The organism is Haloarcula regularis (assembly GCF_029338315.1).
Classification (GTDB): domain Archaea; phylum Halobacteriota; class Halobacteria; order Halobacteriales; family Haloarculaceae; genus Haloarcula; species Haloarcula regularis.
This window is the reverse complement of record NZ_CP119794.1, coordinates 2936383-2951846: the sequence shown is the minus strand read 5'-3', so window position 1 is coordinate 2951846 and position 15464 is coordinate 2936383. Positions and strand designations below refer to the sequence as shown.

17 protein-coding genes and 1 pseudogene are annotated in these 15464 nt (G+C 65.5%); 7 read left to right on the top strand and 11 right to left on the bottom strand.

What is annotated here, in order from left to right:
- Positions 1-79: 79 nt before the first annotated feature.
- Positions 80-1402: a sensor histidine kinase gene (locus P1N55_RS15965; RefSeq protein WP_276278747.1), complete on the bottom strand. Its 1323-nt coding sequence runs from the start codon at positions 1400-1402 to the stop codon at positions 80-82.
- Positions 1402-1725: a histidine kinase N-terminal 7TM domain-containing protein gene (locus P1N55_RS15960; RefSeq protein WP_276276502.1), complete on the bottom strand. Its 324-nt coding sequence runs from the start codon at positions 1723-1725 to the stop codon at positions 1402-1404. The genes P1N55_RS15965 and P1N55_RS15960 overlap by 1 nt, the downstream gene beginning before the upstream one ends.
- 235 nt (positions 1726-1960) lie before the next feature.
- On the opposite strand from P1N55_RS15960, the gene P1N55_RS15955 reads away from it, so the two are divergent.
- Together P1N55_RS15955 and P1N55_RS15950 are read left to right on the top strand one after the other, a co-directional pair.
- Positions 1961-2236, top strand: coding sequence for a DUF7562 family protein (locus P1N55_RS15955; RefSeq protein WP_276276501.1), 276 nt, complete (start codon positions 1961-1963; stop codon positions 2234-2236).
- Between the two features lie 51 nt (positions 2237-2287).
- Positions 2288-3604 carry an RNB domain-containing ribonuclease gene (locus tag P1N55_RS15950; protein WP_276276500.1) on the top strand — a complete coding sequence of 439 codons (1317 nt, stop codon included), beginning with the start codon at positions 2288-2290 and terminating at the stop codon, positions 3602-3604.
- Positions 3605-3944: 340 nt separating this feature from the next.
- On the opposite strand, the gene P1N55_RS15945 is transcribed toward P1N55_RS15950, so the two are convergent.
- Positions 3945-4343, bottom strand: coding sequence for a hypothetical protein (locus P1N55_RS15945; RefSeq protein ID WP_276276499.1), 399 nt, complete (start codon positions 4341-4343; stop codon positions 3945-3947).
- Between the two features lie 274 nt (positions 4344-4617).
- Between P1N55_RS15945 and P1N55_RS15940 the strand changes: the two genes are divergently transcribed.
- Complete coding sequence (locus tag P1N55_RS15940) at positions 4618-5796, top strand: MBL fold metallo-hydrolase (protein ID WP_276276498.1); 1179 nt, start codon at positions 4618-4620, stop codon at positions 5794-5796.
- Between the two features lie 126 nt (positions 5797-5922).
- Here the strand turns inward: P1N55_RS15940 and P1N55_RS15935 are convergent, their stop codons facing one another.
- The 3 genes from P1N55_RS15935 to P1N55_RS15925 form a co-directional block, all read right to left on the bottom strand.
- The gene (locus tag P1N55_RS15935) at positions 5923-6216 is read right to left on the bottom strand and encodes a DUF6432 family protein (RefSeq protein WP_276276497.1); all 294 of its coding nucleotides are present in this window, start codon (positions 6214-6216) and stop codon (positions 5923-5925) included.
- A gap of 85 nt (positions 6217-6301) precedes the next feature.
- Positions 6302-7180 (bottom strand): PPC domain-containing protein, encoded by an 879-nt coding sequence (locus P1N55_RS15930; protein WP_276276496.1) that lies wholly within the window; start codon positions 7178-7180, stop codon positions 6302-6304.
- A gap of 204 nt (positions 7181-7384) precedes the next feature.
- Complete coding sequence (locus P1N55_RS15925) at positions 7385-8560, bottom strand: PKD domain-containing protein (RefSeq protein ID WP_276276495.1); 1176 nt, start codon at positions 8558-8560, stop codon at positions 7385-7387.
- 145 nt (positions 8561-8705) lie between these two features.
- Between P1N55_RS15925 and P1N55_RS15920 the strand changes: the two genes are divergently transcribed.
- Together P1N55_RS15920 and P1N55_RS15915 are read left to right on the top strand one after the other, a co-directional pair.
- Positions 8706-9482 carry a DUF7093 family protein gene (locus P1N55_RS15920; RefSeq protein WP_276276494.1) on the top strand — a complete coding sequence of 259 codons (777 nt, stop codon included), beginning with the start codon at positions 8706-8708 and terminating at the stop codon, positions 9480-9482.
- 38 nt (positions 9483-9520) lie between these two features.
- A complete protein-coding gene (locus tag P1N55_RS15915) occupies positions 9521-9913 on the top strand; it encodes a DUF5611 family protein (RefSeq protein ID WP_276276493.1) in 393 nt (130 codons plus the stop codon).
- Between the two features lie 200 nt (positions 9914-10113).
- Here the strand turns inward: P1N55_RS15915 and P1N55_RS15910 are convergent.
- The 3 genes and pseudogenes from P1N55_RS15910 to P1N55_RS15900 all read right to left on the bottom strand — a co-directional run bounded on the left by P1N55_RS15910 (position 10114) and on the right by P1N55_RS15900 (position 12396).
- A pseudogene (locus P1N55_RS15910) lies at positions 10114-10888 on the bottom strand (ABC transporter permease).
- Positions 10889-10980: 92 nt separating this feature from the next.
- The gene (locus P1N55_RS15905; RefSeq protein ID WP_276276492.1) at positions 10981-11925 is read right to left on the bottom strand and encodes an ABC transporter ATP-binding protein; all 945 of its coding nucleotides are present in this window, start codon (positions 11923-11925) and stop codon (positions 10981-10983) included.
- A gap of 111 nt (positions 11926-12036) precedes the next feature.
- Positions 12037-12396, bottom strand: a complete 360-nt coding sequence (locus P1N55_RS15900) for a cell division protein SepF (protein WP_276276491.1) — start codon at positions 12394-12396, stop codon at positions 12037-12039.
- 147 nt (positions 12397-12543) lie between these two features.
- Between P1N55_RS15900 and P1N55_RS15895 the strand changes: the two genes are divergently transcribed.
- A complete protein-coding gene (locus P1N55_RS15895; RefSeq protein ID WP_276276490.1) occupies positions 12544-12804 on the top strand; it encodes a hypothetical protein in 261 nt (86 codons plus the stop codon).
- Positions 12805-12825: 21 nt separating this feature from the next.
- On the opposite strand, the gene P1N55_RS15890 is transcribed toward P1N55_RS15895, so the two are convergent.
- Together P1N55_RS15890 and P1N55_RS15885 are read right to left on the bottom strand one after the other, a co-directional pair.
- A complete protein-coding gene (locus tag P1N55_RS15890) occupies positions 12826-14664 on the bottom strand; it encodes a ribosome biogenesis/translation initiation ATPase RLI (protein ID WP_276276489.1) in 1839 nt (612 codons plus the stop codon).
- Positions 14665-14666: 2 nt separating this feature from the next.
- Positions 14667-14963 carry an EMC6-like membrane protein gene (locus tag P1N55_RS15885; RefSeq protein ID WP_276276488.1) on the bottom strand — a complete coding sequence of 99 codons (297 nt, stop codon included), beginning with the start codon at positions 14961-14963 and terminating at the stop codon, positions 14667-14669.
- A 127-nt stretch (positions 14964-15090) separates the two neighbouring features.
- Here P1N55_RS15885 and P1N55_RS15880 point away from each other — a divergent pair, with 127 nt between their 5' ends.
- Positions 15091-15354, top strand: a complete 264-nt coding sequence (locus P1N55_RS15880) for a MarR family transcriptional regulator (RefSeq protein ID WP_276276487.1) — start codon at positions 15091-15093, stop codon at positions 15352-15354.
- Positions 15355-15464: the final 110 nt, after the last annotated feature.

The window sequence follows — 15464 nt, the reverse complement described above, 5'->3', positions numbered from 1 at the left end:
GCCCCGTGGAAACACCAGCGAAGCGAGGGCCCATCGCCGCGACGACGGAGGGCATTGCCAGCAGGATGTTGGGCCTCGATCACTCCGCTGTCAAGAATTCGACGACGAAGACTGCACCCTCGGGGTCGTTGTCTTCGATCCACACGTCACCGTCGAACTGCTCGGTCAGGGTGTGGACGAGATAGAGGCCGATACCGGTCCCTGGGCTGTCGAGGCCTTTCTCGCCCTTTCCGAAGACCTGCTCTTTCTGTTCGTCGGGGACACCCGGTCCGTTGTCCGCGACCCGAACGCGAACGACGTCGACTGTCTCGTTGCAGGTGACGGTGACCTCCGGGTTCGCCGCGTCGTTGTGTTGGACTGCGTTCTCGAACAGGTTTCTGAAGACGGATGACAGCATCTCGTTTGCCCGGACCGACACCTCCGGGAGGTCGCCCGACACGCGAAAGGTCGCGTGGGGATGGGAATCACGCGCCGTCGCGAGCTCGGATTCGAGTATCGCAGCCAGCGCGATCGGTTCCAGCTCGGTCATCTGCTCGTCCGAGAGCGATTCGATGAACTCGCGCGCGATGTCGGTGAGTTCGATGACGTGACGGGACCGCCGCAACACGCGGTCGAGCGCGGCCGCCCCCTCGTCGTCGACGTGCGCCTGCAGCTGTTCACTCCACCCGAGAATGACGGTCATGTCGTTCCGGATGTCGTGACGGATCACGCGGTTCAGCGCTTCGAGCTGTTCCGTCTTCTCCTCGAGTCGCTGCCGGTACGATTCCTGGGCAGTGACGTCCGTGAGCGTCACCAGCTGCCCGGTCTGGACTTCACCTGCCACGAAGGGAGCAGCCGACACCTTGTAGTACAGGGTCTCGTCGCCCTCCGGTACCGTGAGAATCCCGCGCTCGGAGACCTGGTCCGCAAACGCGGCGCTCACGGACTCGACTGGCGACCCGATCGATCCCTGTAGGTCCGGGAGGATTCGGCGTGCCGCCCGATTGTAGTCACGGATCCGGCCATCGATGTCGAGGAAAATCGCGGGCTCGTCGGTCCCGCCGGTCAACCTGATCGCCTCGAACCGGCGGACGTAGACGAACAGAGTCCCCACTGCGAACAGAGCGACGCCCGGGGGCTCGTACATCAGCGGGAGGAGCCCGTCGAGCTGTCCGCCGAGGACCGTCGCTATCGCAGGCAGGGCCGTCAGACAGACGAGGATCACGAGCGGTCGACTATCGGTGCCAGTTTGATAGAACCGCTCGAGAAGCATGAAGAAACCGACCGCCAGGAGCGCGTACGACACGCCGAGCACGACCCAGTAGAGAAGCTGGGGCCGTATCGCGAGGTGCGCGAACGGGTCGGTCGTCCACTCGGTGGTAAAGTAGAGACGGTGGAGCGGGTTCGTAAACTTGAGTGCGATCAGGAAGAGAAAGACACCGGTCGCGGCCTTCCGATACGGGGCCTCGCTCGGGGCCGACCCGTGTAGGCCGCACAGAAGTAGAGCCAGGCACCGACGGCGACGAACGCGAAGACGAAGCCGACGATGTACGACGCGACTTTGGCTGTTTCACCCGGCACGAGCAGGTACCCGACGTAGCCGACCGACCAGACCGCGACCGACCCGAGGAGTGCGACGAGTCCCCGTCGAGTGCCCGGATGCTCGATGGACCGGGCACGTGGAATGCTGGCCAGACAGGCGAGCGCAGAAACAGCGTACAGAACCACGTAGCCCAGAACGGTCACTGTTATCGGTTTGGGGGACGGCTAAACGGGCAATAACTGTTGGGAAGTCACGGCGGGCTCGCCGGCGCGTTCTGGCACTCAGTCTTACGACGACCGGGGGCGCCGATGACGGGATCCGACGAGCGAGTCGTGACGTCGGGAAGGCGTCCCTCCCCAGCTACTCACCAGAACTGGTATCAGGCGAGGGGTCCGACGGGTCCAAAACGATATAATCCACCCGCTGTTAGTAGCGGATATGTTCGGGTCCCGGGCCCGCCGGGAGACGGTGACCTGCATCGCCTGCGGGGAGACCGTGTCGCGGTCCGACGCCCGCGAGTACGACAAGTACGGGGACCGGTGGGACCGGACGGACAAGGAGTTCGAGTACGTCTGCAAGGCGTGTTTCGGCGACCTCTGTCGCCAGCCCCGGCGTGGGCTAGAGCGAACCCTCGACGAGGCCGGTGCCGGGGAGGCCGACCGGGAGACGTTCCTCGAGCGGTTCCGGGAGCTGTCCGAGCGCCACCGCGAGTGACGCCGTGTCCGGCCCGACAGTCCTAACTACACCCTGGTCGTAGGCCGCCCCATGACTACCGAGGACGCGCAGGCGGCGGCCGGAACCGCGGAGGGGCAGGGCCCCGTCGAGATCGACGAGGAGATGGCCCGCCACCTGGCCAACAAGCGCGAGGAGCTGTTCGAGAAGTTCGGCATCCGCGACGAGTTCCCGCCGGAGGTGCTCGAGGAGGCCGAGGCCCGGACCGAGGACGTCCAGCAGGAGATACACGACGAGCTCGACGACCGTGAGGACCTCCGGACGATGACCACCTGGACGACCGACCCCGTCGACGCCCAGGACTTCGACGACGCCATCTCCGTCGAGGAACGGGACGACGAGTACGTCCTCTGGGTCCACATCGCCGACGTGACCCACTACGTCCACCCCGAATCGGCGATGTGGGCCGAGGCCGTCGAGCGCGGGAACACGGTGTACCTCCCGGCCTACACCATCCACATGCTGCCGCCGGTGCTGGCCGAGACGGTCTGTTCGCTGGTCCCCAACGAGGACCGCCTGGCCCACACCGTCGAGATGCACCTCGACAAGGAGACGCTGAGTTACGAGGAGATAGACATCTACAAGTCCGTCATCGAGAGCGACGCCCGCCTGACCTACACCCAGGCCGAGCGCCTGCTGGACGACCCCGACAGCGCCGACGACCTGCTCGAAGACCAGAGCGTCGACCTCGCCGAGAAGACCGAACTCGTCTGGGAGCTCGCCGACCGGATGCACGAGCAGCGCAAGGAGGACGGGTCGCTCGTCCTCAATCCGGCCCGCGACCGCGCCCACACCATCATCGAGGAGTGCATGCTGAAGGCGAACAAGGCCGTCACTCACGAGCTGATGTGGGACCGCGGGGTCGAGGCGATGTACCGCGTTCACCCCCAGCCCAGCCCCGAAGAGTGGGACGAGGCGCTCGTCGAGATTCAGGACCTCGACGGCGTCTCCATCCCCGGGTCGTCGTGGGACGACCCCCGGAAGGCCGTCAACGCCACGCTCGAGCAGGCCCCCAAGCGCCAGCTGAGCAAGATACAGTGGGCCGTGATGAAGGTCATGCCGCGCGCGAAGTACATGAACGATCCCTTCGGCGGCCACCACGCGCTGAACTTCGAGATATACGGCCACTTCACCTCGCCCATCCGTCGTCTGTCGGATCTCATCAACCACTGGATCGTCTACACCAACGATGTCCCCGAGGACCTCGTGGCGCTGTGTGACCGCGCGAGCGACCGGCAGAAGGACGCCGAGCAGTGCGAGCGGGAGTACAAGCAGTTCTTAGAGGAGGTCGGCCTCGACCCGTCGGCGGTGAACAACCGCGGCCTCGAGGTCGTCGACGACGAGAACTGAGCGACCGAGCTGCCCTCGAAGGTGACCGAACTACGACTGGACCGCGACGTCGTCGAGGGCCCCCTTGCGGTCGCTGAAGCCGCGCCTGTCGTCTGCCAACAGCGTCGAGAGGACGACGGATGCACTTCTTGCCAAGCACCGCCGTCGCCCGTCGGAGGTGTGAGTGCACTCCCACCCGCACCCGGTCGCCTGCCTCTGAAGACACAACCGCAGTGCACGAAACACGGACGTAAGTACTGGTGTGGGGTCGGGGGTGGTGTTTTGTTAACAAATGGAGCCGCAAACAGCCAGAAAGCCGATTGCTGCTGCAGTAAACACTACCGGTTCGGCGCCGCCGTACTCAACAGACCGGTCTGGGGTCGAGCCCCATCGCCTCGAGAGTCTCGGCGTAGTCGGCGTAGACCGCCTCGATGGCGTCGACGGCGGCGGCCGCCGCCTGCTCGCGCTCCTCGGACGAGAGCGACTCGAGCGCGACACGAGCGTGCTCGAGGTCTGCGGCCGCCGTACGGATCTCGCGGAACAGGTCCGCGCTGGCCCTGTCGGGTTCGTTCAGGAAGAAGTTGACCACCTGGAGGTAGAACCGGTCGGCGACCAGCGCGGGCGCGACGAGGCCAGCCCCCACGCGGGCGGGCGAATCCGCGACGGTCTCGAGGTGTGCGACCAGCGCGTCGTCGTCCTCGGCGTCGGCGTCGACCCGGTCGGCGCGGTCCACGGCGTCGGCCGCCGCATCCGTGAACACATCGGCGACGGTCGTATCGGACGCCTCGACGCCCCACCGTTCGAGCGTCCGGGCGAGGCCGCGCTCGCGCGTCGCCGCCGCCGCCCGGACCGCGGCCGGTTCCAGCGTCGCCCGTCACGGCGACGAGGAGCTTGTCCGACCCGAGGCGATCGAGTTCCGTGGCCGTCGTCTCGCGAACTGTCTCGATGGTGTCGGCAGGATCCATACCGGACGATGGGGTGAGACGTATTTCAATCCCCGTCCGACTTATCCGCCCGCGAGACCAAGCGCTGGTATGCCCACCAACGCACCGACTCCGCCGGCCGAACCGGAGGGGCTGTCGGCCGCGGAGCTGAAACGGCGGCTCGACGCCGGGGAACCGGTCCGCTTACTCGACGTCCGCGACCGGGAAGAATACGAACAGTGGCGCATCGAGGGCCAGTCGGTCACGTCCAGCCAGGTCCCGTTCACGAAGGTGCTCCAGGCGAAGGTCACCGGCGACGTCGACGCGCTGCTGGCGGACCTCGACGGCGAAGGTCCCATCGTCACGGTCTGTGCCGAGGGAGAAGCCAGCGCGTTCGCCGCGGGGCTGCTGGTCGACCACGGCGTCGAGGCCCGGAACTTAGACGACGGGATGGAGGGGTGGGCGCGGCTCTACGAGGCCCACGAACTCCCCTGTGAGGAAGCTACTGTGGTCCAGTACCAGCGGCCGTCGTCGGGGTGTCTGGGGTACCTCGTAGTCAGCGACGGCGAGGCCGCCGTCGTCGACCCGCTCCGGGCGTTCGCCGACCGCTACGTCGACGACGCCGCCGCCCGGGACGCGACGCTCCGCTACGCCGTCGATACGCACGTCCACGCCGACCACGTCAGCGGCCTCCAGCGACTCGCCACCGAGGGCGTCGAACCGGTGCTGCCCGCACGCGCCAACGAGCGAGGGCTCACCTACGCGGTGTCCGAGGTGGAGGACGGCACGGAACTGACCGTCGGGGACACGGCGCTCACGGCCGTCGCGCTCCCCGGCCACACCACCGAGATGACGGGGTTCCGCGTCGGCGAGGCATTGCTGGCCGGCGACAGCCTCTTCCTCGAGAGCGTCGCCCGCCCGGACCTCGAGGCCGGCGACGAGGGTGCTCCGGCGCTGGCCAGGGACCTCCACGAGACGCTCACCGAGCGACTCGCCACGCTGCCCGACGACACGCTGGTCGCACCGGGCCACCACGACGACCGGACCGAGCCCGCCGCCGACGGGACCTACACCGCTCGGCTGGGCGACCTCAGGGACCGCCTGCCCGCGTTCGACCTGGACACCGAGGCGTTCGTCGACTACGTCACCGACGACATCCCGCCCAGGCCGGCCAACTTCGAGCGCATCATCGCGGTCAACCTCGGTCGGGAGACCGTCGAGGAGACGGCGGCGTTCGAACTCGAACTCGGCCCGAACAACTGCGCGGCGACGCCGCTCGAGAACGCCTGAATCCGGAGGTACCCGGAGACGGGGGGCGGCGAGGCGCGCAGCGACGGCGTCGGGCCAGCGGCGCCGCACCCACCGACGTCGCGACGAGTTCAGCCACCTGTCGCGACGCACTCCCGCCCCGGAAGGTCACAGCGGGAGTCGCCTGCGCAACTGGTCGAGCAGTGACTCCTCGTCGTCCGGCTGGTCAGCCCCGACCACATCCTCGTGCGGGAGGATGACCGTCCGCTCGCCGTTGTCCTCGACCTCGATGAGGTCGTCCGCCTTGAGAGCGGCCAGCGCGTCTTCGATCTGGTCGATGCTGACGTCCGCGCGCGACCGGAGTTCGAACACCGTCATCCCCTCCTGGTGGCGGTCCGCGAGGGCGTCGAGCACCGCAACTTCGGTATCGTCCCGGTCACGGTACTCCCGCTTCGCTCTCATACGTGGTACTATACTCGGACGACTCTTGGCTTTGTCCCTCGTTCGGGCGGTCGGCGTGCACTCGTCGCAGGCGGCCTGGGACCGGTCAGGGAGGCGCCCGCTCTTCGCTCCGATTCATCTCCGGATAGGTCAGCCGCGTGGTGGAGTTCTCGCCACCCTCGACGTACGACGGCGAGGCCGGCCCCTCGATTTCGGTCGAGAGGTACATGAACCAGTAGCCAGTTATCTCGTCCTCCAGATCGTACGTGTCGGCCCACTCCTTGGTGATGTAGGTCGTCCGATAGAGCGTCCCGTTCGGCGTCATCGCTCGATGGTAAATTCGGTCGGGGACCCACGACTCGTTGACCTGCTCGTACTCAGTTCGGTAGTCGTCGAGCATGATAGTGTACGAAATTAATAGCGAGGTGTCTATATCCATCAATTCACGCGGGCTCGGGTCGTCACTGCTCAAGTGGTACGTGACCACTGCGTAGTCCTGGACTGGATTTACCGCGTCGATACCGCGAGTCGGTCGGATTGTCACAGCATCATCACTGGCGAGTTCCTGGTAATCGGCAGTAAACTCAGCATATCGCTCACTTTCGTTCCATTTCTGCATCTCACCAGCAAACCATCCCCGGTCGTTTGGATGGACCCACTCGGAAACCGTCAGCCAGTACTCAAACGTCTCGCCAGGCTCGGTCGACATTGCTCTAATAGTATACTCCCCATTCACGGGGAGCGTGACGTTCACACGGGCAGAGTCGTTGCGCTGCCAGTAGTCCTCGTTAGATGCGACGACCGTCCCGTTAGGTGCGACGAACTCCATGTACGGGTCGCCAGATTCCGATTCCATCGTCACGACCACGGTCGTACCTTTTTGCCCGGAAAGCGTGACGGGTTCGAAGTGGTTGTCGTTGACTTGCGGGTCTTGCTGGTCGATTTCGCCGCGCGCTGGTTGGTCAATGATTTTGATTTGCTCCAAATCGATTCCCCGCCGAGGACTAGGGGTCGAAACAACAGTAGTAGTCGTGGCTTCGGTTGGTGAGTTTGTCTTCTCTCTATCTGGAACTGGCTCAGAGTTCGCCGACACCCCAAAGCCTGCACAACCTGCACTGGACATCAACAATACGGCAACCGCGAGGATGCTCAGAAATGATCTACACTCATCGAACATTTTTCTATAATTTTAGAAGTATGAACCTCCGGAAAACCCACCAAAAGAGGTACCAGCGCTTCCACTCCAAGAGTGAGAGGAGTCGCTGGAATTTCCGGTAGATGGAGACCCGGCGTTGCCTGCACCACCCGTATTATACCCATCTTCTGCGCCGCTGTCTGTGTATCCACCATCGCTACCTCCCTCCCCATCATCATCGGCGTTGCTACTGCTGTTATTTTCATCAGCACTGTCACGGTCTTGATTTGAGTTTTCGTTTTGTTTCTCCGTCTTGTCCAACGTTGCCTTGTTCACCGTATCAATCATCTCTGCCTCGTAGAGTACTGGCCCGTTCTCCCCGCCCGAGGTCCGGTACTTGCTCACGTCGACGTACTCCCGCGCGTCGACCTGCCCGTAGGCGTCGGTCAGCACCTGGATGCCGGCCTCACCGTTGGCGTTGATGACAGTCTCGGTACCGGTCTCGCTGTTGGTGAGGACGGCGTCGTTGAGGCAGTTATTCGACCAGAAGTGACAGTCCTCGCTGTTGCCGTCGCCACCGTCGCTCCCGCGGATGTACACGGTGACCTCGCGGGTCGTGCTGTTACGCCGACCGGCGCTGTCGTAGACGACGGTACGCACCGGGACCGAGTCGGTGGCCGTGTACGTCCGTTCGAGGGAGACCGTCGCGCTGTCCCCGGCAAGGGTATCGCGTTGCACGACGCTGCCGTCGAGGACCCAGGCGAGCGACGAGAGGGTGGCGTCGCCGGCGTCGACGTCGGCCGTGAGCGTCGCCGAGCGGTTCCGGACCACCGTGGTCGGGCCCGAGAGCGTGACCGCGGGGTCGGTGCCGGCCTGGACGTCGACGAAGAGCGTGTCCGAACGGGTCGCGCCGTCGTCGTCGGTGACGTTCAGGGTGACCTCGTACCGGCCCGTCGTCGCGGGCTGGAACTCGGTCTGCCGGCAGGTCGGGCAGTCGGGGCGCGTGGTCGTCCCGTCGGGGGCCTCGATAGTCCAGGCGACGCTGGCGATGGCGCCGTCGGGGTCGCGCGACCCGTTGGCGTCGAGGTGGACCGTCGCGTCGGGGCCGACCGTCTGGTCGAGGCCCGCGTCGGCCAGCGGCGGCGCGTTGCTCGTGGTCGCCGCCACACTGACCGACAGGCCACTGACACACAGGATCAGTACCGCACACGCCGTCAGCGACCGGGGCATCGGTCGAGTGTCGGCTCCCCTTCAGTTATAAAATTTCAGTTTCCGCGCCATTAATTAAGTCCCCAAATATTTGAATCGCTCCGGGCGAGGGTTCGACCGCCCAGACAGACAGGGTTTAAGTACGTCACGGTGGGAAGAACTGACAATGGGTCTCAAATGCTCCGTCTTCGGGCACAAGTACGGCGAGGCCACCGTCGAGCGCGACCGTGAGGAACAGGGCAGCGAAGTCGTCATCACCATCCGAGAGGAGGAGACGTGCGAGCGGTGTGGCAACACGCGGATCGTCTCCGAGAACAAGGAAGTGACGTCGATAGAGACGCCCGCCGACATCGCCGGTGACGTCGTGGAAGCACAGGCAGCGGCGGACGACGCGGACGACGACACAGACACCGCGGCGGAGAGCGGCGACGCCGTGACGCCGGTCTTCGAAGAAGGGGATGGCGAGGAGGGCGTCGGCCCGGTCGACCCGTCGGCCGACGACGCCGAGATCATGGACGACAGCGACGACGGCGTCGCGAGCGGGGACGCCGAACTCGACGCGCCGACCACGGGCGTCGACGTGCCCGACGCGGAGAGCGACGTGACCGCCGAGACCGAACCCGAAGAAGACGACGGCGTCATCATCGACGGGGACGACGAGGAGTCGGCCGGCGACGACCGCGCGCCGGGCGAGTGGCCCGAGGAACCGGGGGACGACGAGGACGACTGGAAGCCAGAGACGGTGCTCGGCGACGACACCGACGAGACGGCCCAAGAGCCCGAGGTCGAACCGGTCACCAAGAGCGCCGTGACCGTCCCGGATGGGCAGTTCTACTGCGAGGAGTGTGGGTTCTCAACCCCCGTCGAGTCCTCGTCGCTCCGCGAGGGCGACTTCTGTCCGGAGTGTCACAAGGGCGCACTGGTCCACACCGCCGGCGAGTGAACGCAAAGGGTAAGACGGGCGCTCGCAAAACGACGCCCATGCGAGAGTACAAAATGCGTCGGGGCGAGCATCTCGAAGACCGCGTCCCGGACATGGAGGCGTTCGTCGAGGAGTACTTCGGGGAGATCACCGACACCGAGGACTACGAGGGGAACGACCTCTATGTCGTCGACGAGCCGAAAAATCCCGTGTTCGATCGCGTCGTCGCCGGCACCGTCGGCTACGGGAGCAAGAAGGACAAACTCGCACTCCACATCGACGAGAAGCCCGCCGAGCAGGTCATCGCCGAGGGGCACGTCGACGCCGCCGAAGACGCCGTCGCGGCGAAAAACGACTTCCTCGAGGAGGCGACCGGCCGCGACGCGAAGGCCCGGCGTGATTCCCTGAAGCGGGCCGTCGAGGACGACCCCGACGCGCCCGACAACGTCTGAGACGGGCTATTTTTCACGCCCCGGCACGTGAAAGCCCGCCAAGTGTAAATACCCCGCGTGACATATTCTCACACACGCCCCGTCCGGAGGCGCATACGAGTATCCGGACCGCGAGCGCCGCTCGTGGGGCACCTGTCATAGTTTGCCCGCCCGCCGGAGCGGACCCATTCCGGCATTCGGCACGTCCGTTCGGTCGGTTCTCAGTCCACCAGGCCGTAGCCGCGCTTGACCAGCGCGATGTCGACGGCGACGACGGCGACAGTCAGGCCGGAGAGCACCGCGAGCGAGACGCTCGGCGCCACGTCGGTGGTCTGGGGGATGACGCCGTAGCGGACGCCGTTGACCATGTAGACCATCGGGTTCAGCAGGGTGACTTGCCGCCAGATACCCGAGAGCGCGTCGAGCGGGTAGAAGACGGCCCCGAAAAAGACCAGCGGACGGATGATGAACTGGTTCATCACCGTCAGGTAGTCGAAGTCGCTTGCCCAGAGGCCGCCGATGACGCCAAAGCCCGCAAAGAGCGTCGGGATGACGAGCATGAACGCCACGAGGTAGAACGGGTTGGCGACCGAGACGGGGGGTGAATATCATCCCGACCCCCCAGATGATACAGCCGACGACGACGCCGCGCAGCGCCGACGCCGCGACGTACGCCAGCACCATCTCCGTATGCGAGAGCGGCGAGGTCAGCACCTCGTGGATATATTCGTTCCACCGCCCGTGGAAGATCGAGAAGGAGGCGTTCTCGAAGGCGTTGGAGATGGTCCCTAACACGACCAGGCCGGGCAGGATGAACAGAATGTAACCCGCGCCGCCGAAGGCGTCGGGGTCGCCGCTGCTGATGCGCTCGCCCAGCACGACGCCGAAGACGGTGAAGTACAGGACGTTGGTAATCATCGGCGGCAGGAACGTGTTCCGCGGCCGGCGGACGTACCGGAGGATCTCGCGGTGGAGCAGCGTCCAGAGCCCGACCATGCGTGCGCGGGGGCCGGTGGGCGCGCCGGACTCGCTCTCGCCGGCCAGCGTCGTGGTGCCGCCGTCGGTTCCGACCACCGCGTCGTCGCGGCTCACGCCGACACCTCCGCGTACTCGCGTTCGTCGCGGGTCATGTTGACGAAGACCTCCTCGAGCGAGGCCCGGCGGATGTCCAGGGAGGTGACGGTGTGGCCCTCGCGTTCGAGCGCGCGCATGAGTTCCGGCGCGGTCTGACTGCCGCCCATCGCAGTCACGCTGAGGCCGTCGTCGGTGACCGCGACGTCGGTGACGCCCTCGACGTCGAGGCGGGGCGCGGTCCGGGGCGGGTCCGCCAGGCCGAGCTCGATGGTGTCGGTCCCGCGGGACATCAGCTCGTCGGGGGTGGCGACGTCGACCTTCCGGCCGTCGTCCATGATGGCGACGCGGTCACAGAGGCGTTCGGCCTCCTCGATGTAGTGGGTCGTCAGCAGGATGGTCGTCCCCGAATCGTTCATCCGGTTGATGATGTCCCAGAGGTCGTGGCGCAGCTGGACGTCGACGCCGGCGGTCGGCTCGTCGAGGATGAGCAGGTCGGGGTCCGAGACCAGCGCGCGAGCGAGGACGAACCGGCGCTTCATCCCGCCCGAGAGCCAGTCGAAGCGGGTGTCGCGCTTGTCCCAGATGCCGACGGTCTGCAGCGCCTCCTCGGCCCGTTCGCGGGCTTCCGAGCGGGGGATACCGTGGTAGCCCGCCTTGTGCTCTAAGACTTCGATGATGGGGAAGAAGCGGTCGACGTTGAACTCCTGAGGAGCCAGGCCGATGCGGTCGCGGGCCTCGCGGTAGTCGGCCTCGACGTCGAACCCGAAGACCTCCGCGGTACCGCCGTCGCCGTGGGCCAGGCCGACGAGCGTGTTGATGAACGTCGTCTTGCCCGCGCCGTTGGGACCCAGCAGGCCGAAGAACTCGCCTCGTTCGACGGTCAGGTCCAGGCCGTCGAGGGCCGTCACGTCGCCGTAGCGTTTCACCAACTCCCGGGCACGGATGGCCGGCGCTGTCATTGTCACCTGCAGTGGATCGAGACCGAAAAGCACGTTGAAACGACGCGGACGCCACCAGTGCGGCGAGTGCCGGGCCGATCGGCGCCGGCGAAACGGTCCGTCGACGACCGACTACTGCCCGAGTCGGTCGCGGGCGATGGCGACGCCGGCCGGCGTGATGATGAGCTGGTCGTCGTCCTTCTGGACGATGTCGCCGCCCACCTCGTTTGCGACCTGCTTGAGCTCGTCGCTGATGTGTTCCATCGTCCGGTCGGTCGTCGAGTGGCGGACGATGTCGGCGATGACGATGTCGCCATCGTAGACGGCGTCTTTGATCTCGATGACGTCCTGCTTGTCGCTGATGCGGGCGATTCGGACCCGGCGTTCGGCCTCGGCGCTCGTGAGGTCGTAGGCGTCGGCGTTCAGTTCGACGTAGTCCTCGGTCTTCCGGGAGGATCCCGAGCCGCCGAGGATCTTGCTCATCAGTCCCATGTCATGTAGGGCGTTCGCAGGTGGTTTAGGTCTTACGTCAGACTCCACCTTTTTCTTCGTTGGGTGGCCTCGCTTCGCTCGGCCACCACGCCTCGAAAAACGTGGGCGAAAAAGGCCGGAAGAGCGTCTCCAGGTCCCATGGAACGGATGGAAGCAGACATCGACAGAGGAAGCAGCATGCTCGAACAGTACTGTACAGGAGACGGCTGGCAGGTGGCACTCGGCTTCAGTACGTTCGCGATTGCCGCGAGTACGGGAACGAAGCGCCGGACAGCAACGACTCCAGAGAGACCCGTAGAGATGGATACGACGCCGACACCGGACACAAAGCGTGACAGAGAAGCACTTCTCGCGCGGTCGCCTGCACTCTCTGTCCGATATCCGAAAGACGGCGTCGACCCGTCCTGAGGAGTCCGAAGGCGCTGTTCCTCAGTCCCGGTCGGGCGCGTAGTAGTACTCGCCGGCGTTCTTCTGCTTGCGGTCGAGCTGCGACCCCGGCTTGTTGATTCGGGGCCGCGAGGTGCGCTCGTCGCGGCGGAAGGTGATGTCCAGGTTCTCCAGGAACTCGTTCATCCCCTCGCGCATCCCCTGTGGCGGGGTCGCCCGACCGTGCTTTGCGGGTTCGCCCTCGAAGACCAGCAGGCGGTCGGCCAGCAGGTCGATCATGTAGATGTCGTGGTCGATGACCAGGGCGGTGGCGTCGTGGTTCTCGGCGTAGCGTCGAATCGCGGAGGTCGCGAGCACCCGCTGTTCGACGTCGAGGTGTGCCGAGGGTTCGTCGAGCAGGTAGAGGTCGGCGTCCTTCGAGAGACACGCCGCGATGGCGACGCGCTGGCGCTCCCCGCCCGAGAGGTCCGTCAGGTTCTGCTCCATCACCGCGTCCAACTGGAGGGGCTGGGCGATCTCGGTGTTCCAGTAGGAGCTGCCGAAGTCGTCGGTGATCGTCGAGAGGAACGCGTCGACGCGCATCTGCTGGTCGATGTCGATGTACTGGGGCTTGTAGGCGATGTCGAGTTCCGCGTCGACCGAGCCCGAAGAGGGTTCGAGGCGTCCCGCGAGCATCTTCGCGAACGTGGACTTCCCGATGCCGTTGGGGCCGACGACGCCCAGCACCTCGCTCTCGCGGATAGTGCCGGCCTCGACTGACAGCGAGAACTCGCCCTCGCCGTAACTTTTCTCTAAGTCGGGGTACTCGATGACCACGTCGCCAGTCGAGGCCGTTCGAGGCGCGTGTTCCTCGAACTCGATCTCCGTCTGGCGGATGCGCATGTTCTCGTTCTCCAGATACCCGGAGAGGTACTCGTTGATGCCGTTCTTCGTCGACTTCGGCGAGGTGATGATCCCGAACGCGCCGGGGCGTCCGTAGGCGATGTTGATGTTGTCGGCCAGCAGGTCCAGGATGGCCAGGTCGTGCTCGACGACGAGCATCGAGCGGTCACCCTCCTCGGCGAGGTCGCGGATGAGTCGCGCGGCAGTCATCCGCTGGCCGATGTCCAGGTAGGGCGTAATCTCGTCGAGGAAGTAGAAGTCGGCGTCGCGAGCGAGCGTCGCGACGAGCGCGACCCGCTGGAGTTCGCCGCCCGAGAGGTCGTCGATGTGGTTGTCGACGACCGGGCCGATGCCCGTGCGTTCGACGAGGTCGTCGAGCGCGCCGCGTTCGTCGGTCCGTTCGAGCAGTTCGCGAGCCGTGCCGTCGAACTGGTCGGGGATGCGGTCGACGTACTGGGGCTTGCGGGCCACGGTCACGTCGCCGTCGCGCATCTCCTCTAAGTAGTCCTGCAGGGCCGTCCCGCGGTAGCGGTCGAGGATGTCGTCCCAGCCCGGTTGCTCGCCGTAGCGCCCCAGGTTCGGGGCCATCTCGTCGGCGAGGATGCGGACCGCGGTGGTCTTCCCGATGCCGTTCGGGCCGAGGATGCCGGCGACCTGGCCCTCCGACGGGGCGGGCAGGCCGTACAGCGCGAAGGCGTTCTCCCCGTAGCGGTGGACCGGTTCCTCGTTCAGTTCCTGGGGGAGGTTGATTATCTCGATGGCGTCGAAGGGGCACTTGTTGACACAGATGCCGCAGGTCTCGCCGAGACAGATGTCCTCGGAGATACGGACCTGGTCGGGTTTCCCCTCGAACTCCTCGTCGTCCTCGTAGGTGTCCCCGCGCTTGACGATGCACTCCTTCCCGCTCCGGTTGGGCGGGCAGTAGTTCATGCACTCGTAGTTACAGCGGTCGGGCTGGCACCTGTCGAGGTCGACGACGGCGATGCTGTCGTCTGCCATGGTTACGCTCCCGTCGTCAGCAGGATGCCCCACGTGACGAACCACAGCGAGAAGGTCATGAAGGCGATATAGAGGATGTCCTTCGTCGAGAGGTCCTCCTGGTCGATGCCGACGAGGCGCAGAATCGGGAACTGCACCAAGACGGCCGCCGCGAGCACGAGCACCCCCATCGTGTCGGTGGCACCGCTCGCGAGGGCGTTCGACCCGAACGCCGCGGCGATGCCCGCGACCGCTGTCAGCGTCGTGACAGTGAGCCCGCGCATGTGCGAGCTCATGCCGTCCGCCGTGTCCGTAGCCATACCCCATCTTCGTCTACCCTCCACCAAAAGGGGCGCGGTTCGCCGAGACGCCCTCGCCGGCCGCGAAGGCCTTCCAGCCGACCCAACTCCTCAATCTTTAAGCATCCCGCGCCACTGGGTCCACGTGATGACAGAGTCCGATGGGGAAGCCATAGCGGACCTTCCTCCGAGCGCGAAACTCGTGTACAAGGTGCTGGAGTACGACGGGCCGCTCACCCAGAAGGGAATCGTAGAGGAGTCGATGCTCTCCGCGCGGACCGTCCGCTACGCGCTCGAACGCTTAGACGAGGTCGGGGTCGTCGAGGAGGACGTCTACTTCGCCGACGCACGACAGAACCTCTACGAGATAACTGAACAGCCCGCCGAAGCGGACGCGCCGGTTTCTGACTGACGCAGTGTCTCCGTTCGATGGTCGTCGCCGGCGAGCGACTGGGCTCTCGCGACCGACGCCGTCGTAGGGGTAGTGTTTAGTTAAGAAACTAAGGTTGGGAACAGCCAGAA